Genomic DNA, 17,717 nt, shown 5'->3' on the forward strand with positions numbered 1-17,717 from the left:
GGGTCAGGCCCTCACGCCAGCCGGAACAGCGCCCGGGGCGACTGCGGCAGCCCTGTAGGCGATGCCGTGCCGCTGCTGCCCGTTGAACACCGACTCCCACGGCCGCGCCACCAGACCCGGCAGGGAGACCGGAGCCCCCAGCGTCAGCCCTTCGGTGATGCCGCTCTCAGGCACGGTCACGTGGATCAGCGAGGACTCACCCTCATCGATGTAGACCACGCCGACCTTCATCAGCGTCTCACCGCTGGTGGCGTCCTTTGCCACCTCGCCCGTCTGGCGGTCCCGCACCTTCGGTGCAGGTGCTTCGGTCAACAGGATCGTGGCGGTAGAGGTCTCAACTCGGATGGTGCGCAAGGTCGTTCTCTCCTTCGTACGTACACCGAGAGGTGAGAGCTAGTCGTCTAGACAAGCCCTCTCGTGGTAGATCCCCGGCGAGCTGTCGGGGTGCGAACCACTGTGCCATAACTCTTGGCCACTCGTCTATACGAGTATGCCTCTGCGTGTGTACGAGTTCGGGGAGGCGACCCAGCACCATGGTTGCCAGAGCTCCCAACGGGCCTCAGTTAGCGGGGAGTTGATAGGCGAGCACGTAGGCGTCGGCAGCCATCACGGTGTCGCAGACCTCCACCGCACGCCCTTCGGTGTCGTAGGCGGTGCGGATCAGGCTGATCACGGGCACACCGGAAGACAGTCGAAGCATCTTCACCTCGGCCGGGGAGGGCATCCGGGCGCGGACTTCTTCGTCGAAGTGGTCCAGGCGGTGCCCCAGCTCTGCCAGCCGGGCGTAGATGCCGCCGGGTCCGGGGTTGGGTTCGGCGATCTGCGTACCGCGTGCCAGATCCAGGGGCAGGTACGAGACGGCGAACTCGACCGGCCGACCATCCAGCAGATAACGCCGACGACGGGCGAGGACCTTGCGGGCCGATCCGAGCCGCGCGGAGATGTCCGGAGTAGGCTTCTCTTCCCGCACCTCCAGGCTGTCCACCTCGGGCTTGCTCCCCGCGGCTTCCGCCTCCACCGTGAACGCAGACTTCCCCTGATCACGATGCCGCCGCGCGAACCGGTCCGAGGCCAGCCGCCGCACAGGGGGCCGTGGCCGGACGAAGACGCCCTTCCCGTGCTCGGAGGAGACCAGTCCTTCACTCTGGAGGATCGAGAGTGCGTTGCGGACGGTCATCCGGGAGACCCCGAAGTGCTCGACCAGCTCTGACTCGGAGGGCAGCTTGGCGCCTTCCTTGAAGCGGCCCTTGTCGATGGCTTCCCGGATCTGGTCGGCGATCTGTCGGAAGACCGCTCGGTCGCTGGTGGGGTCCAGCGCCCCGAGAATGCCGGAGGGAAGAGCCGCCATGGTGTGTACTCCTTTGGATATCTAGACGAGATGCTGAGTGCTGTTGCTACGGTGGAGAAGCCTAGCCATCTGAGGGGACCGAGGAACGTGAGTAGCGCAGAGCGCCCCCACTCCGTGAGCGTCGCGGGGGTCATCGTTGACGACGCGGGCCGAGCGCTGCTCATCCAGCGCCGCGACAACGGCCGGTGGGAGCCGCCCGGCGGCGTCCTGGAGCCCGGGGAGACTATCCCCGACGCTCTCCAGCGCGAGATCCTCGAAGAGACCGGGTACAAGATCGCTCTCCCGGCGACGCTGACCGGCGTCTACAAGAACATGACGGGCTTGATCGTCTCGATGGTCTTCCGCTGCGAAGCGGTCGATGGCTCCCCGACGACCGGGGCGGAGACCTACGCGCTTCGCTGGGCCACCCGCGAAGAGGTCACCGAGCTCACCGACGAGGCATACGCGGTCCGCGTCCTGGATGCGCTCGACGGGGCATCGCCGCCGGCCGTCCGGGCTCACGACGGCGTGCGACTCGTCTAGAACACTTCCACTACCCATAGCGGCCACCAGCATGGAGGAACTTGTATGCACGAGTATATGAGCGACTGGCGGATCTGGGAACTCACCTGCCCAGGACTCCCCGAAGAGGTTGGCCGGGCCCGCCGCTGGACCCGCGATGTCCTGCGCGACAGCCCGCACGCCGACGACGCAGCGCTGATCGTGAGCGAGCTGGGCTCCAACGCGCTCCTGCACTCGGCGAGCGGCAGTCCCAACGGGAGCTTCCACGTCTCCCTGCACCGGTCACCCGGCACCGTCGTCCTGTCGGTCACCGACACCGGCGGAGGAGAGACCAAGCCTCACGTCGAGACACCGGACGAGGACGACACCCACGGCCGCGGCCTGGGACTGGTCGCAGCACTGGCCAACCGCGTACGTGTCAGCGGAGACGACTACGGCCGAACGGTCACCGTCGAGATCAACGGTGAGCACCAGGCGCCGGCCAGGCCCTCACCGGGAGGCGCCCGCGTAGCGCTACCCGCCCCGAGGTCGATGGCATGAGCGAGCGACCGCAGCCGACTCAATGCGTCTACTACTGCGAGTGCTTCGTCAACGAACGCCGCATCGGCACGTACGACGCCTACAGCCCCCGCGAAGCCCTGCGATGGGTGCGCATCAGCCTGATGATGATCGCAGCGGCCCTGGACGAAGCGCCCTACCTGCGAGCCCGCACATGGCTGGACCACGGCCAACCAGCAGCCGTCCGCGATCTCGAAGCGGGCAAGCCGCACACCCTCACGCTCAAGCAGCGCAGTACTCAGGCCACTTGGACAGTCAGCCCGATAACGAGCCCGCCAGCGCACGAAGCGCGGGCGTAATAATTTTCACTACGACTTCAATGTCCTGAGCTGGTGTCGCCGTCAGAACTATCTGGAATGCTGCCGGTGATGCCCAGTGGCCCTTAATCGTTGCGCTTCATGCGGGAACTCAAGTCATTCATTTCTGGGTACCCCTTCTGAACCAGGACTGGGTAGTGCTCAGCGAAATAGACAGCCAACTCAGGACGCTCATTAACGATCGAGGCAAACTCCTTCACATATTTCCTCGCAGGGTCACTCTGCTCCAAATCACTGAACACCACCGTTGCCATGAGACATGCGGTTGCCCTGAAGATTGGCGATTTGAATTCCTCTGTGATGCGCAGGGCTTCTTCCACATGAGGTAGCGCCGAAGGATTGTCCCCTCTTTTATTGAATTCGAGGGCTAGGCTTGCGTGAGCATGGACCACGTCCTTAATTTCACCCCGCTGCAGGAGTATTGCGATTGCCTTGTTCGCCTCGTCTGCCGCCAGGTCTCCTTGGTTGACTTGAAACAGCAACGGAATCTGCCCCACCACGGTACGCGCCAGACGGACCCGATCACCTAGGGCATCAAAAATGGAAATTGCCTCCTTGAAAAGCGAGTCGGCCTCTTCGTTCTCGTCGATTACCATCAAGAGGACGGCAGCATTCGCCTTGGCGAGCGCTTCTCCAGAAAGATTTCCACATTGACGGGATCTTTCAACGTCTTCCAGATGAAGCTCAAGTGCCTCCTCGATCCTTCCCTGTTGCCGCAGACAAACAGCTAGGTCGTTGCACACCATGCTTACCTTGTGGGGATTCCCCAGGCTCTGGAAGATTCGCAACGAGTCCCGCTGATATTTTTCCGCCTTTGCAAATTCGCCAATATCGATAAATGTTAGCGCGAGAGTATTCATGGTCTCGGCAGCGCCAGAGGCATCTTTGGCCTCAAGGCAGACTTCCAGGTCCTGTTCAAAATTCTTGATTGCTTCATGGAAGCGGCCGGATGACCTGTGAACCGTTCCGAGATTGTATAGAATCTTCCCGATTTCGTGTCTTAAGCCGATGTCTTCATTAAGGGACAGGCACTCCATGAGAAGCGGGAGGGCTCCATCGTTGTCGCCAACATCCATCCTAAGGCAGCCCAGAAGGTTCGTGGTGTTAGCGATCAGCATCTTATTCTTGGTGCTTAGTGCTTTGGGGTAGATGCTTTCAGCGAGGGAGAGTGCTGAGTCGAAATCACGCCTGTACCGCAACAGATTAACCTTCGCACCAAGGATGGTCAGCTCATAGAAGGAACTAGGAAACTGTTTTGCCAACCGGATGCCGTGGCTGATTACGTCTTCCCACGCTTGCCAGTCCCCAAGTAATTCGTACGCAAAGCAGAGTTGCACGGCGAGGGACTTCGCCTTATCTGGATCATTGGCCTGAATCAGCAAGGGAATAGCCGACGTTGCGTTCCTACCCTCTTGGTCCATCCAGGTTGCGGCATCCTCGACGGAATCCATCTTGGCCATACGGGTTGCGGGAAACTGAATATTTTCGATCTGCCCAGTCAGGATCATATTCGCCTTTAGAGCCGAGTATGATACCCAGTCAAGCATTCGCTTAGTTGCAGCTTCTCTTTTCTTGTAGGAGTCTTGCTCGAATTTCCCTCGAACGTATACCTTGATAAGGTCGTGAAAACGATACCTTCCTGGCCTGCCTGAAGCCTCAATAAGATTCGCTTCGGCCAGCTTCCTGAGTGTGCGGGCCGCACTTTGCTCATCTGAATCATCGAGTGCGCCGCATATCCCGGAGCCGAAATCAACATCCGGGACACAAGAAAGCCTCTTGAGGGAATTCCGCTTGTTTTTTCCTAGCTTGCGAAATGAGAGGTTAAATGCCGCGCGGATCGCGAGGTCGCCGATCTCTAGAGCCCCTAGCCTGTTTTGCTGGTCACGCAGCTCTTCGGCTAGGTCGGACATTTGAATCATTCGTAGTCGGTTAGCTGCGATCCTGAGGGCTAGAGGCAAGTGGCCACACAGGGTGCCGACTTCGCGAGCACTTGTGATTGATTCCTCGAGTGCTGAATCGCCTACTACCTTGCGTAGGAAGGAAATCGATGATTCCTCGTCAAAGACGTCGAGGGAGAGTTGTCGAACAGCTTCAAGACCATTCAGTTGAAATCGACTAGTGATCAAAACGAGGGCTTCGCCACCGGGGGGAATCAGTGGGCGAACTTGACTTTCGCTTCCCGCATTATCAAGGATGATTACGACACGAAGGCCACTGAATTCCTGTCGGTAGCGATCTAGTCTTCTATCTACATCTGCCGGAATCTCCTCTTCTGGGATTCCAACCCCTGAGAGGAGCCGTCCCAGGATTTCATGAGGCGGAGTGGGGTCCTTTTCGATCCCCCGCAGGTCGGCGTAGAACGCGCCGTCTTTGTATTCACTGTAGAACTTGTATGCCACGTGTAGCGCCAGAGAGGTCTTTCCGACGCCGGGCTTTCCCGTAATGATGGTGGCCATTACATTTTTCGACCTGTTACCTAGCTCGATCTCCTCGATCTCGGACTGGCGCCCCGTGAAATCGGGAAGTCCAGGAGGGAGAAGGCGTGCTGGGCCCGTGCGTGTGTTGCTTTCTTCCTGCTTGAGAGTGACTGGGCCAGTGATAATTAATCCGTGGTTGTCGTTCCCGATGCCTACGGCTGCTTGGCCGCTTACTTGCGTATCCGGCTTGCGTCGCATCCTCAAAACTCCGCTCGCCTGGCATTCGTCTGGACGGAGGATTCATTGTCGCCGCCAATAGCAACTGACCCTGGGCCGTGCGCGGCTACTGCAGCGTTTGATTGCGGAGGCGATGACGCGGTGCCGGCCGCTCGGGTTGTGATCTCTCCTTGCGACGAACCGCCGATCGCCACAGCCCCCGGGCCAACCGCAGCGACCTCTGTATGGCTGCCTGGGCTGGGCGAATACGTCAGATACAGCTGAATGGAAGTTCCTAGCGCAACGAGCACGATAAGAGCGGTCCACAAACTCCAACTGGGTTGGTCAGTGGCAAGATTTGTCACGACGCCGCTTGCAGTCGCCACGACAACCGCGAGTGCGACAGCAACTCCTCGCCTAGCTGTGCTCGTCATGTGAGTCTCCTGGGCAGGCTGGCACGCTTCAACTGTCACGGTTCTAGCGCAGAATGCTCTGCCGTGTGGGCGCTTTGCGCGGATCTGTCGACGTCGGAACCGTGGTCGAGCGCTGGGTGCGACGTTGCAGCTCGCTCCCGTTCGAGACCGAGACGCCTGACGGCAACGGTGGCAGTCATCGCCCGTGGGCTGTCGACTTTGACACACGGCAAGCGGACTGGCGACGTTCAGTGATGGGTACCTGCCTGAAGCCGTAACAGAAGGTCGTCGGTTCGAATCCGACAGTCGGCTCTGCAAGTGAGCGGTCCTGCCCCTGGTGGAGCGGGTGGGACATCTTCCGTGCCGTACAGCTGCTGCGGGGTTCCGCAGAGCTTAGTGAAGACCTACGGGGACAGTGCTCACCGGGGGCGCTGCGATCCGAGTAGCGCTCAGAGCCTGGGCTCAGCGCTGGAGGACGAGCCGTTCGAGTTGGTGAGCCGCTGGCTCAGGCACAGGAAGGCGCTCCAGGCACTCACCGAGGCCTGCACGAACGACCTCACGCTGACTTACGTCGGAACGGCCACGACACGGATAGGCCGCAGGGCTCGCTCCCTGCCTCTGGCCCACCGCGAAGAAGTCCAGCTCCCGCCCTGCGCAGAGCAGTACAGGCAACTATGCCGCCACAAGCCCGTTGCGTAACAACTTTCTCTACGACTTCAAGGCGGCCCGCTGACGCGGGCCGCGCGCGCTGGCGGCCCGTGGCCGCCGCCCGCTCCTGTCTCCGCCCCGCTCAGCGCCGACCCCGGACCGCTCAGCGCGCAACCCGAAACAACAACCCGCCAGTCGCAGAAGTACGGCCCACTTCATTCGATACGGCTCGGTCATCGGCCAACGCCCGCCAACACGAGCACCATCAAGTGCACGAAGCCGACAAGGCCCGTGGCGCGGCGCCCGGTCTCGTCGCGGTTTGCGGGCCGGTTGCGCCATCGCTGACGGCCGGCTGGGGCTTCGCGGAGGCGCCTGCGGGTCAAAGATCAAAGCCGTAAGCGTGGCTGATGCCGGTGGGTGGCTGAGGGGACCATTGCGCGTGCGCGGCGGCTCTCCCGCCGTCGTGGCTAACTTTCCCTGCATGCGGTATCAGCGGCATCTCGATGGCCCAGGGCTGAGCACCTACCGTCGGCCCCAACGAGTCCAGGACTCACCATTCCTGGTGATCGTTCTGCCATGTCATAGTGGTCCTGTGGCCGATACAGCAGCGATTTACTCCCTCATCAGTGGGCTGGGGGGTGCGGTGATCGGGGCCGGTGCCACCGTCTTCGCCTCTTCTCGCCAACACCGTCGCGAAATATCGGAACAAGGGAAAGAACGCAGAAGGCTGCAAGCGAAGGAAGAAATCGTCCGGCTAACGTCACTGCGTTTTGCGGGTAGGGCCTGGCTGGAAGTCGCACTTCAGGCACAGCATAGATTGGCATCGGGAGTCGATGTCGACCCTGAAAAGTTCGACCAAGACATCAAAGAAGCTGGCGGGGTAGCAGCCAAGGAAGGCTACTGCGTGATCCTGCCAGACCCTTCGGTGGAGCAATTGGCCGCAGAAATCTTCGACCGTCTTGACCACTTGTCTTGGCAGTTGAGGCGCGAGATTTTGTCTCCTTCTCGCGATCGGTCCTCAATCCTTGTCGAAGAATTGGGATCTAGTCTCCAAGAGGTGGCGCAGCGTCGCGCCACGCTCAATGCAAAGATTTCTGAGCGGATCGAGGAACTGGCCCTGGCCGCTGACACCCCAGTTCATCAGTCCAGCTCAGAGGTCTAGGACGGCGCCAACGCCGAGACCTCGATCGCTCGCCCGGCAGAACAGATGTTGTCCGCACCCACCTCGCTGCGAAGCAGGGCTCATGGCGGTGCCCGTTGCGTGCCCCATACGACGGTAAGCCACGGTCAATGGCGGGTTCCAGTACGAGGGCCCAGGGTTCCCCCCAGGACCGTTGCCGCTGGTCAGTTCATCGTTGACACCCATCAGCCCCGTGTTCCCAAGCTCATGTCCCTGGCTATGGGCGTCATGGCCATAGAGGGTCGTGCCCATGCCAGATGAGTTCCCGGCTTCCATGGGGAAGTTCGGCTGTGCCCCACTCTGCTCGCATCACCCCTCGTTGCATTGAGCAGGCGTAGGGCAGGAGGACAAGCCCCTCCACGCCGGGGTGTTTCAGTATCTCTGGAATGGTCTTGGATCCTCGCAGCTCGTCCAGCCCCAGTTCAAGCTCTTGCTGCATGGGCGTGGGCGCAAGCTCCCGGATCAACTCCGCACGGAGCCCATAAGAGCTGCGAAGACGGACGGCCGTCACAGGTACGTCCCGCTTGGCATAACACAGCGGGTAGAGCAAGCGGCCCTTCACCAGCATGACCTTACGGCCGCGCAAGAGTAGCGGTTCTCCATAAGGGGTGAGTCCCTCGGCTAGAACCTCGTACTGCGCCGCGTACAAGCCATTGCCATAAGCCTCAAGCGTCTGAGTACGGACCGCCTCATGACAGTCTCGTGCCCGGTCATGAGCGCTGATGAGGCAGGTTGGGATAATGTCCGCCAGTTTGCATGTGAGTTCACCGAAGGTGTCCTTCGCCCACTGGCTTACTGAGCCCATGCCCTGTCCCCTCTCCGGAGGCGCCGACCAGGCCCCAAGTAGAACCGTGCGATGGGGCGATGAGTCCCGGAAGAGCGCACCGAGGGCGCGGGCGGGGCACAGCAGGGAGCACGGGGCCAGCAGGCGGTGGGGAGGGGGTGGAGTTGCAGTACAGCAGCGAGGTACAGCAACCCCAATAACCGCCGACGTCGTTCACCCGCCGTCCGTACTCGGAAACGGCTCCTATGACCGTCTCTGACCGACCTCTCCACAGCTTGTAAACAGAAGGTCGTCGGTTCGAATCCGACAGGCGGCTCCGCAGGTCAGAGGCCCCGTTCCTGGTGTGGGACGGGGCCTTTGGCGTTGCTGTGACATCAGTTCTGACATCAACGGCTGGGGATAAGACCAGATGCGGGCGGGAGCGCCGCTCGCTCCGTCATCGTGGTCGACTCGTTGATGCCACGCAGGGCATCGCCCATGCGGTCAGGGGGCCTTACTGGTTCGTCAGACGAAGAAGGCGTTCATGCCGGGCACGTCGGAGAGGTAGGTCTCGATACTCGCGATCTTTCCGTCGCGGAGCCGGCAGACCGTGGCCAGGTATTCGTCCAGCACGGCGTCCTCCCGGCGCGCGGTGTTGTGCAGGGAGAGTGCCATGTTCTCCCTGCTGACCAGGAGATGCAGCAGCTCGAAGTCGAGGCCGTACGAGGCGATCAGCTGAGCGCGCTCCACCACCGCGTCGGCGCCGTCGGCTGTGCCGGAGATGGCGTTGTCGCCGGGCAGGGTCCAGGTGGCGTCGTCGTGCAGCAGGGCCCGGAGGCGGTCCCAGTCGCCTGAGACGAGGGCCTGGTGGAAGCTGCGCCCGAGGTCGAGAGGGGCTTCGTTGGTGGACATGGCATTCCCTTCACAGCGCTAAAGCGGTGATCTCTGCTTTAGTGCGACTGTAGGCACACCGGCAGCTAAGGCGCAACTCTTTGCTTTAGAGTGGAGGGGTGAACGCTGACGCATCGATGAAGCGGCCCGGCGGCCGCAGCGCCCGCGTCCGTGCCGCCGTGCACGGCGCCGCGGTCGAGCTGGTGGGCGAGGTCGGCGCCGACCAGGTGACCCTCCCCGCCGTGGCCGAGCGCGCGGGGGTCAACTCCAGCACCCTCTACCGGCGTTGGGGTACGCTCGCCGCCCTGCTGGCCGACGTCGCCCAGCACCGCGGCGACGCGAGCGCGCCCCCACTCGTCGGCGACCTGCGCACCGACCTGGAGAACCAGGCGGTCTGGACGCTGACGGAACTCTCCCGGCCCGGTGGCATCGCCTTCTTCCGCGCCGAGGTCGCGCCCGACGTCGACGAGCGGCGCGAGGGCCTGCGTGAGTGCCTGCGCAGGGTCAGCGAGCGCTTCCAACCCGTACTCGACACGGCGCGGGAGCGCGGCGGCACACCCCCGCCCCCGTCCTTGGAGCAGGTCCTGGACCGGATCGTCGCGCCGCTCTACTTCCGGGTGGTCTTCTCGATCCCCGGCACGGATGAGGCGTACGTCCGCGAACTCGTCGCGGGGCTCATCGGCGAGCCTTCAGTCGAGCCCTGACCTTCGGCCATTCTCCTCGCTCCAGCGGAACGCCGTCTGCACAGCCGGTTGACGCCCTGCTGTTTCAGAACCCCTCGGCCACCGCCCAGGCGGCCGGGGAGGGCGGGCTTCGGCGGCGCTGGTTGAGCGCTCGCACTGGCGCTCACGGTCCCGGAAAGGACGGCCGCGGCCCTCACCGGTTCGAACCCGATAGGCGGCTCCGAAGGTCGCAGGCCCCGCACCGGGATCGGTACGGGGCCTCTGCAGCGCCGTACCGCGGCAGGCGCCTTCCGCTGTGTGTCAGGAAGGGGCGGGGGTGAAGGACGTGGTGGTGAAGGACGTCCGGTCGCGGGCCGTCGCCCCTTCGGTGATCCACCAGTGGGTGGGGTGCCTGCCGTAGGTGCCGAAGAACGTGCCGGGGCCCCAGTTCAGTACCAGTTCGTCCTTGCCGTCGCCGTCGAAGTCGGCAGCGCCGACGGGACGGGCGTGCCGGAACTTCGCGGGGGTCTTCACACCGTCCGTCTTCGCGGCCCCCCGCCGCAGAACCCTCGTACGCTTCGTGCCGTCGATGAACGTGGCGCCCTTGTACGTGGCGACCAGGATGCCGTCGCGCCCGTCACCGTCCGGGTCGGCGGCGACGTACCCACCGGGGCCGAACGCGTCCCGTGCGCCTTTCGGTGGTGCGGGCAGTCGGTGGGTGGCCGGTCCCTTGCCGCTGCCGAAATAGACGGCGAGGGAGCCGTCGACGTCCCGGGGCTCCGTCGTGTGGCCGGGTTCGTTGTTGCGACTTCCGTCGTCGCCCACGGCCACGTCGCGCTGTCCGTCACCGTCGAAGTCGCCGAAGGCGTGCGCGTTGCCCTCGCGCAGCGTCTCACCAGCCGTGGACGGGCCGGTGCCCTTGCCGGCCCGGTAGAGGACGTTGCCGCCCTGCCCTTCTCCGTCGGCCTGGTACCGCAGCAGGGAGGTGGCGCGGGGCTTGCCGGTCGGGTCGATGTCGTCGGCGACCAGTCCTCCCTCCGACCACGGCAGAGCGGTGCTCGTCCGGGCGGGTGCGCCGTACCGTGAGAACGGTCCGTACAGCAGCACGGTGGACGACTTGTTCTGGGCCGACGCCGCCAGGTCGTGGTGGCCGTCCCCGTTGAAGTCACCCCGCACCAGGTCCTCCACGCCCAGCCGGGACACACTCGACGGCAGCTGCACCGGTGTCGCCTTTTTCTGCCCGGCGGAACGGCCGGAACCGCTGGAACGACCGGTACCGCCGGGACCGTCGGCAGTGCCGGGACCGTAGGGGCCGCCCCAGGTCACGTACGGAAGGACCCTGGAAGCGCGGATGTTTCCCTCCGCGACGTACTTCCCGTTGTCGGCGGGCGTGATGATGTCGGAGAAGCCGTCGCCGTCCAGGTCGGCGGCCACCACGTCCTCGGTGCTGACGGGCCGCTGCTCGCCGACCGGTATACCCAGATCGGTCCGTGAGTGGACGGTGCGCGTAGCCGCGTCGAGGCCCTTCGAGGAGCCGTAGACGATCGCGAGTTGCTCCGGTGCGAGGCTCTCCGGCTTCTTCCGGTCGTCGCCGACGGGGACGGACAGGAGCAGGTCCCGGTGGCCGTCGCCGTTGAAGTCGTCGGGGTCCTTCGACCCCTTGCCGCGGCTCGGCGCACGGCTTTCGGCCGGCGCACTGGGAGGGCCCGCCGACGGGCTGCCGCTCTTGGAGGAGTCCTTCCCGTGCGTACCGCCCCCGCTGCCGCACCCGGTGAGGAGGACCAGGACAAGGCAGGCGGCACCACCGGCCCGTGCAGTGAGGGGTAACGGACGTGGGCCAGTACTCATGCGCCCCATACTCACTGGCGGTGGGCACACAACTCCAGCACTTACGAGACCTTGTTGTGTGATTGATTCCGCGCCAGCCGTCTCAGGGGCGTCGGCCCGACCGAATTGTGCTCCTAGTACGGAATGTGAGTAATCACCCATACAAGGATCGCGATCAGGGCGAGAGTGATGATCAAGGAAAAGCAGCCGCAGCCGTCGTCGGGTTCGATCTCGCCGGATTCGGCGTCCCGTATGCCGCGCGCGACGGCTCTGCGGATCTTGCGCTCGTCGCCGTAGTCCATCAGGCCCTCGCACTGGGACGACCCGGACCCGCGGTTCGCGGGTGCCTCCGGCTCAAGTGTGGGCGGAGGTGTGCCGCATCTCAACCCTTGCGGTCTGAAAGGGCCTGGGCGAGCTCGGACATTGGCAGTTGTGGGCGTTGTCGCCCAACTACCGTGTCCGTGACAGCCGTAGCTTCATCAGGTGCCTCGGGGGCGTTTCCTGCTTCGGGCCGCGTCGTTTCAATTCTTGCGGCGACGCCTTTGCCCGTAGGGGCCGTTGCGGTCGTGTGGCCGCCACTCCTCCTCCTGGAGATCCCGGTCCTCGCTGCCCGCCTTGCCGCCAGGAACCGGAATGGCCTCCCCATTGTTGACCTTGGCCAGCAGTGAGGCGAGAGGGTCCGGAGGTCCCTCGTCGAAACGATCGGAGTTGCGTTCGGGCAGTGGTTCCCGCTCCACCTTCTTGTCCTTCGGCTCCTCGTTCTCCGGCTTCTCTTCCTCCGACTCGGAAGAAGCGTCTTCTATATCCCCATTGTTGTGGTGCGATCGCGACGTATCGCCCATGAGTAGCCCCCGTCCCACTGAAATCACCTACGTCCGGATCATTCCCCGGAGGGCCACGGGAAAACGTGTCTCGGAGGCGGATCCGTTCGCCCCGGGGTTTCTGCCGAGGCTGCTTCCTGCCGACTCTGTGGATGGATCGTGGCGGTGTCGGCTTCTTGCGGAGAAGTAGTTCTCCGCGAGGGGGAGGGCGAAAGGCGTCGGATTTCGTCGCAGCCCTCTTGAATTGCTTTCAGGCGCCCTCGAGCGTATTGGAGTCGCTGCGCCGTTACCACAAGTACTGCGGCCGTCATAGCGGTGCGGTACAGGGGCTGCAACGGCCGCAGTCGAGCGATACTGCGATGCTTCCGCGCCAGCCATCGCCTGCCTTCGGTGGGGTCGGATCTCGGCGTGCCGGCACGGCATGTCCGTGCCGGGGAAGGAGGCGAGGTGACGTCAGTATGCGGTGAGTATCATCCACGGGATTGCCTCGTCGCTGCCGCTGCTGCTGCCGACCTCCCTCTCCTCCTGTTCCTTCTTCTTCAGGAAGGTGAGGAGTTGGGTGGTGGCGGCAATGAGGGCGCCGAGGCCGCCGAAGAAGGTGCCCAGGGTTTCAAGGATTTGGAGGAACATCGCGCTCGCCTCCCCGCGCACGGGCCGGGCGCGCATTCTGTGTGTTCACACGGGCAGAGAAATGTTCCCTGGGGCGGAGAAGATGAAGGATCCGGCCCTTCCAGCAGCTTCTCGCCGCTTACGGCTTGCGCCACCTCGTACGGGGCTTTTGGTGGCCCAGCGATACATGCGGTTCGACACGGATTCCTCCTCTCCTTCTCCGTAGAAGAATGAGCGTCTAACTGTAGCGGCATCGCACCTCTCGGTACAGAACCGATTCCGGCCAGTGTCGTGATCCGGCCACGTGGCCAAGGGCAGGCACGCAGAGTCCCCGGCCGGCCGGGGACCCTGTTGCGTGGAGAACAGGGCCCCCGACGTGTCGGACGGCCACGGCAATGCCGGTGGTGGCCGGGTCTGGTCCGGGCGTTCGCGTCGTCCTAGTCGTTGATGGCGCGGTCCGACAGCGAGGGGCGGTAGCGCAGCAGGACGTTGCCCGAGCGGAAGGCGGTCACCGCTCCGGCTGTCAGGTCTATGCGGTCCTTCAGGCCGGCATAGAGGCTCCGACCGCGGCCCAGCAGCACCGGGTGCAGCAGGATTCGCAGCTCGTCCACCAGGCCCTGCTCCAGCAGTGTCACGGTCAGGTCGGAGCTTCCGAAGATCGCGACGTCACCGTGGAATTCGCTCCGGAGCCGGGCGACTTCGGCACCCAGGTCGCTGCCATCGGTGGTTCGGGTGTTCTTCCAGGGGGTGATCGGCCCGCTGCTGGTCACCACCGTCTTGGGAACGGCGTTCATGAAGGCTGTGACCTCGGGCATCTCCTCCGCGGCCCGCTCCGAGGTCCAGGCGTCGGCGAAGTGCTCGTAGGTGCGTCGGCCCAGCAGTAGGGCGCCTACTTCCCGGGTCTGGCGCAGGTTCCAGTCGAAGAACTCCTCGTCGTAGAGGCCCCACCCCAGTTCTCCGCCGGGTCCCTCGTGATAGCCGTCGAGGGAGCAGAACAAGAACGCGAACACCTGCTGCCGGTGGCCGAGGGGTGCCGAGTCGTGACTCATCACGTCTCCTTTCAGTGAGCGTTACCCCTCACGGACCGGCCTCGAAGGCAGTAATCATCGGTGGCCCCGTCCTGGCAGGGGCCGAGGGTTACGAGGTGCCCTTGGCCTGTTCCTTGTTGAACTCCTCCACCCACTTCTCGTGTTGTGCGTAGTCGTGCGTGAAGCGGGTGTCGCCCGGCTTGACGGTGACGAAGTAGAGCCAGTCGCCGGGAGTGGGGTGCTGGGCGGCCTTGATGGCCTCCGGGCCGGGGTTGTTGATGGGGGACGGAGGGAGGCCCTTGTGACGGTAGGTGTTGTAGGGGGAGTTGAGACGGGTGTCGGCATGGCTCGTCTTGAGGGTGGAGCGGCCCAGCGCGTAGTTGATGGTGGAGTCCATCTGGAGCGGCATATCGCGCTTGAGGCGGTTCTGGATGACGCGGGAGACCTTGGCCATGTCCTCCGGGGTGTTCGCCTCGGCCTGGATGACGCTGGCGATGGTGAGGGTGTCGTAGTCGCGTGCGCCTGCCGCGGCGTGCCGCTCACGGGCCCTCTTGCTCATGGACTTGAGCAGTGAGGTCGGCGTCGTCTTGGACCGGACGGTGTACACGGCGGGGTAGAAGTACCCCTCCGGGTTGCCCTTCGCGGCGGCGGGAAGCTTGAGCTCACCCGTGCGGGCGGCGCGCTCGGCTGCCTTCTTCGTCGTCCCTTCGGGTACGGAGAGCGCCTTGTCGGCCTCCTCGTACACCTGGGAGGCGCGCCAGCCTTCCTGCACGGAGAAGGACGTCGTCCGCCACTCCTGCTGGTACTGCCGGATCAGCACCACGGCTGCCGTCACCACGGCCAAGGCGCACAGCAGGGACACCCCGACGAGCCATCGCTTCCGCTTCCCGGTCCTGGTGGTCATGGGAAGAACGGTAGGCCAGTCCAGTGGTGCGTCGGACCCCGGCTGCGGTTTGTCGGGCGCCGGCTGCGGTCATGGGATCAGCACCACTTTTCCCGTGGTGCCGCGGGTCTCCAGTGCGCGGTGTGCGGCGCCGGCCTCGGCGAGCGGGAAGGTGTGCACGAGCGGTGTCATGACGCCCTTGGCAGCCAGTGCCAGCGACTCGTCCTCCAGCTCGCGCTTGTGCTCCATCATGAAGGCGGCCGCCAAGGAGCGGACGGTGATCCCCCTGGAGCGCAACTCCTCGGGCGTCAGGACCGCTTCGGGCGGCGGCTGGTGGTCGTCGCCCGCCAGCAGGGACGACGAGCCGCCGTACGCGTGGTGTGTGCTGCCGGGCGCGAGCAGGTCCAGCGCCGTACGGGCGAGCGCACCGGCCGGGCCGTCGAACAGGTGGTGCACGGGTCGGTCGCCGTACGCGGTGCGGATGCGGTCGGCCCAGTCGGGGAGCGTGTAGTCGACCGCGAGATCGACGCCGAGCTCGCGGACGGTGGCCGTCTTGGCCGGGCCGCCCGCGGCGCCGATGACGCGGGCGCCCTGGTGCTTGGCGTACTGGGTCAACAGCGCGCCCATACCGCCGGCGGCGCTGAGTACGAGCACGGTGTCCTCGGGCCCGATCCTGGTTCCGCGCAGCACCCCCATGACGGTGCGCCCGGTACCGATCATGGCGACGGCCTGGGCGGCGGTGAGCGGTTCGGGTACGGGCTGGAGGGCGGACGCGTCGGCGACGACGAGTTCGGCGTAACCGCCGGGTACGGCGCCGAGGTGCACGGTCACGCGGCGGCCGAGCCAGTGCTCGGGGGTGCCCTCTCCCAGGGCCTCGACCGTCCCGGCGACCTCGCGGCCGGGGACGGTGGGCAGCTCGGGGAGGGGGAGCGGGCCGAGCGTGACACCCGCGCGCAGGGTGGTGTCGATCAGGTGCACCCCTGCCGCCTGGACGGCTATCCGCACCTGGCCGGGGCCCGGTGTCGGGTCGGGTATCTGCTCGTACCGCAGGTTCTCGGCGGGTCCGAAGGCGTGCAGGCGTACGGCGTACATGGGCGGGTCCTTCCGGGGCGGGCCGGTGAGGGTCGGCGAGGCGTCGGTGAGGGGCCGACCCGGCCGGCCGGTCCCGATGTCCACAGCAAGGTTCCGACTTGAAGTGTGGTTGAAGTCAACGGCAACTCTCGGGCAGTCCGGCGGTGGCAGGCGTCCGCAGTCCGACGAGCCGCCGTTGTCAGTGGTGGGCGTCAGCATGAGGACATGGCGACATCGGCAGTACGTGGAGCACGGCGCCCCAAGATCTCCCTGCCCGAGCTGCGCCCCTTCGAGGGGCAGGGGCTGGAGCCGGACGGGGACTACGACGGAGTGCGGTTCGAGGGGCTCGATCTGAGCGGTACGGACGGGAGCGGGGCCACGTTCCTGGACGTGGGGGTGTACCGGTGCGCGTTGGACGAGGCCCGGCTCGGGCGCTTGCGGGTGATCGACTCGGTGCTGGAGGGGGTCTGGGGGGTCGGTACCCAGCTGGCGGGCGCCGAGCTGCGAGATGTGGAGCTGCGGGACGCGCGGCTGGGCGGTGTCCAACTGCACGGGGCACGGCTGAATCGGGTGCTGGTGCGGGGCGGGAAGATCGACTTCCTGAATCTGAGGCAGGCGAATTTGACCGATGTGACGTTCGAGGGCTGTGTGCTGAGCGAGCCCGACTTCTCAGCGGCCTCACTCGAAAGAGTGGAGTTCCGCGACTGTGCACTGCGTCGCGCCGAGTTCAACCAGGTGCGGCTCAAGGACGTGGACCTGCGCGGGGCGACGGAGTTGGAGCTCGCCACGGGGGTGGACCGGCTGGCGGGGGCCGTGATCAGCCCGGGGCAACTGATGGAGCTCGCACCGGCGTTCGCGGCGCAGATCGGGGTGCGGGTGGAGTCCTGAGGGGCCGGACCGGTGCCTCGCCGGGTCCCGCACCGGCGGCGGCCCCGCTCATGGGAGCCGGGGGAAACGGGCCATCAGGGTCCAGACGACGGGGTTGGCCTCCAGGCCTTCGTGCATGTCGGAGAGGTCCGCGACGAGGTCGTGCAGGAAGTCGCGGGCCTCCCGGCGCAGCTCGCCGTAGGAGAAGGAGAGCGGTCCCTCGTCGTCGGCCGACCAGTCCGCGGTGATCTCCACCCAGCCGAAGCGGCGGGTGAAGTGCAGCAACTCGGCGGACTCGGTGAAGTCCAGGGTGGCGCGGAACGGACCGGGGGACCGGCTGTCCGGGAGCATTTCCCGGCCGGAGGCCGGGGGAGGGTTGCCGCCCAGCTCTTCGGTCACGTCGCACAGCGCCCACGCGAAGTCGAGCACCGGCACCCATCCCCAGGCTGTGGACAGCTCGCGGTCGGTGGCGGTGTCGGCGAGATAGACGTCGCCGCAGAAGAGGTCGTGCCGCAGGGTGCGTACGTCAGCGCTGCGGTAGTCCGTCTGGGGCGGGTCGGGGAAGCGGCGGGAGAGGGCGTAACCGATGTCGAGCACGGCGCGATGGTGTCACGCCTGGGGGCACGCCTGTCTCGGCCCCGGACGCCGCGGGCCGAGAGGTCCGGCACGCGGGTGGCACGTGTCGCCCGGTGCGGGG

Annotated in this window: 18 protein-coding genes and 1 tRNA gene; 7 read left to right on the forward strand and 12 right to left on the reverse strand. The window is 65.1% G+C overall.

Translation table 11 applies throughout. From position 1 onward, the window contains the following. Positions 1-3 precede the first annotated feature (3 nt). Together JW613_RS31980 and JW613_RS31985 are read right to left on the reverse strand one after the other, a co-directional pair. Complete coding sequence (locus JW613_RS31980; RefSeq protein WP_209214354.1) at positions 4-354, reverse strand: SCO3933 family regulatory protein; 351 nt, start codon at positions 352-354, stop codon at positions 4-6. Positions 355-559: 205 nt separating this feature from the next. Next, entirely contained in the window at positions 560-1,348 is a 789-nt protein-coding gene (locus JW613_RS31985) for a GntR family transcriptional regulator (protein WP_209214355.1), read from the reverse strand. Between the two features lie 114 nt (positions 1,349-1,462). Between JW613_RS31985 and JW613_RS31990 the strand changes: the two genes are divergently transcribed. Genes JW613_RS31990 through JW613_RS32000 form a run of 3 tightly spaced genes read left to right on the forward strand, consistent with a single transcriptional unit; the run spans position 1,463 to position 2,706 of the window. Further along, a complete protein-coding gene (locus tag JW613_RS31990; protein ID WP_209214376.1) occupies positions 1,463-1,870 on the forward strand; it encodes an NUDIX hydrolase in 408 nt (135 codons plus the stop codon). Positions 1,871-1,915: 45 nt separating this feature from the next. After that, positions 1,916-2,389, forward strand: a complete 474-nt coding sequence (locus JW613_RS31995) for an ATP-binding protein (protein WP_209214356.1) — start codon at positions 1,916-1,918, stop codon at positions 2,387-2,389. Then, complete coding sequence (locus JW613_RS32000) at positions 2,386-2,706, forward strand: hypothetical protein (RefSeq protein ID WP_209214357.1); 321 nt, start codon at positions 2,386-2,388, stop codon at positions 2,704-2,706. Before JW613_RS31995 ends, JW613_RS32000 begins: the two co-directional genes overlap by 4 nt. A gap of 83 nt (positions 2,707-2,789) precedes the next feature. Here the strand turns inward: JW613_RS32000 and JW613_RS32005 are convergent, their stop codons facing one another. Then, complete coding sequence (locus tag JW613_RS32005; protein WP_209214358.1) at positions 2,790-5,399, reverse strand: tetratricopeptide repeat protein; 2,610 nt, start codon at positions 5,397-5,399, stop codon at positions 2,790-2,792. 1,611 nt (positions 5,400-7,010) lie between these two features. Here JW613_RS32005 and JW613_RS32010 point away from each other — a divergent pair. Next, a complete protein-coding gene (locus JW613_RS32010) occupies positions 7,011-7,580 on the forward strand; it encodes a LapA family protein (protein ID WP_209214359.1) in 570 nt (189 codons plus the stop codon). Between the two features lie 1,021 nt (positions 7,581-8,601). After that, positions 8,602-8,698: transfer RNA gene (locus JW613_RS32015), tRNA-OTHER, on the forward strand. A gap of 188 nt (positions 8,699-8,886) precedes the next feature. Here the strand turns inward: JW613_RS32015 and JW613_RS32020 are convergent. Continuing rightward, positions 8,887-9,273, reverse strand: a complete 387-nt coding sequence (locus tag JW613_RS32020) for a nuclear transport factor 2 family protein (protein WP_209214360.1) — start codon at positions 9,271-9,273, stop codon at positions 8,887-8,889. Between the two features lie 98 nt (positions 9,274-9,371). Between JW613_RS32020 and JW613_RS32025 the strand changes: the two genes are divergently transcribed. Then, positions 9,372-9,956, forward strand: coding sequence for a TetR/AcrR family transcriptional regulator (locus tag JW613_RS32025; protein ID WP_209214361.1), 585 nt, complete (start codon positions 9,372-9,374; stop codon positions 9,954-9,956). 279 nt (positions 9,957-10,235) lie between these two features. On the opposite strand, the gene JW613_RS32030 is transcribed toward JW613_RS32025, so the two are convergent. The 7 genes from JW613_RS32030 to JW613_RS32060 all read right to left on the reverse strand — a co-directional run bounded on the left by JW613_RS32030 (position 10,236) and on the right by JW613_RS32060 (position 16,174). Beyond that, positions 10,236-11,762, reverse strand: a complete 1,527-nt coding sequence (locus JW613_RS32030; RefSeq protein WP_245226623.1) for an FG-GAP repeat domain-containing protein — start codon at positions 11,760-11,762, stop codon at positions 10,236-10,238. 113 nt (positions 11,763-11,875) lie between these two features. Further along, a complete protein-coding gene (locus JW613_RS32035; protein ID WP_209214362.1) occupies positions 11,876-12,043 on the reverse strand; it encodes a hypothetical protein in 168 nt (55 codons plus the stop codon). Positions 12,044-12,262: 219 nt separating this feature from the next. Further along, complete coding sequence (locus JW613_RS32040) at positions 12,263-12,583, reverse strand: hypothetical protein (RefSeq protein ID WP_209214363.1); 321 nt, start codon at positions 12,581-12,583, stop codon at positions 12,263-12,265. 432 nt (positions 12,584-13,015) lie between these two features. Continuing rightward, on the reverse strand, positions 13,016-13,192 hold the full coding sequence (locus JW613_RS32045) for a hypothetical protein (RefSeq protein WP_209214364.1): 177 nt from the start codon (positions 13,190-13,192) through the stop codon (positions 13,016-13,018). A gap of 416 nt (positions 13,193-13,608) precedes the next feature. After that, positions 13,609-14,220 (reverse strand): dihydrofolate reductase family protein, encoded by a 612-nt coding sequence (locus tag JW613_RS32050; protein ID WP_209214365.1) that lies wholly within the window; start codon positions 14,218-14,220, stop codon positions 13,609-13,611. 88 nt (positions 14,221-14,308) lie between these two features. Beyond that, the gene (mltG, locus tag JW613_RS32055; protein WP_209214366.1) at positions 14,309-15,103 is read right to left on the reverse strand and encodes an endolytic transglycosylase MltG; all 795 of its coding nucleotides are present in this window, start codon (positions 15,101-15,103) and stop codon (positions 14,309-14,311) included. 69 nt (positions 15,104-15,172) lie between these two features. After that, positions 15,173-16,174 carry a zinc-binding dehydrogenase gene (locus tag JW613_RS32060; protein WP_209214367.1) on the reverse strand — a complete coding sequence of 334 codons (1,002 nt, stop codon included), beginning with the start codon at positions 16,172-16,174 and terminating at the stop codon, positions 15,173-15,175. Between the two features lie 204 nt (positions 16,175-16,378). Here JW613_RS32060 and JW613_RS32065 point away from each other — a divergent pair, with 204 nt between their 5' ends. Beyond that, positions 16,379-17,041 (forward strand): pentapeptide repeat-containing protein, encoded by a 663-nt coding sequence (locus JW613_RS32065; protein ID WP_209214368.1) that lies wholly within the window; start codon positions 16,379-16,381, stop codon positions 17,039-17,041. Positions 17,042-17,089: 48 nt separating this feature from the next. On the opposite strand, the gene JW613_RS32070 is transcribed toward JW613_RS32065, so the two are convergent. Further along, the gene (locus JW613_RS32070; RefSeq protein ID WP_209214369.1) at positions 17,090-17,617 is read right to left on the reverse strand and encodes a hypothetical protein; all 528 of its coding nucleotides are present in this window, start codon (positions 17,615-17,617) and stop codon (positions 17,090-17,092) included. Between the last annotated feature and the right edge of the window lie 100 nt (positions 17,618-17,717).

Origin of the sequence: Streptomyces smyrnaeus, assembly GCF_017676345.1 — a bacterium.
Classification (GTDB): domain Bacteria; phylum Actinomycetota; class Actinomycetes; order Streptomycetales; family Streptomycetaceae; genus Streptomyces; species Streptomyces smyrnaeus.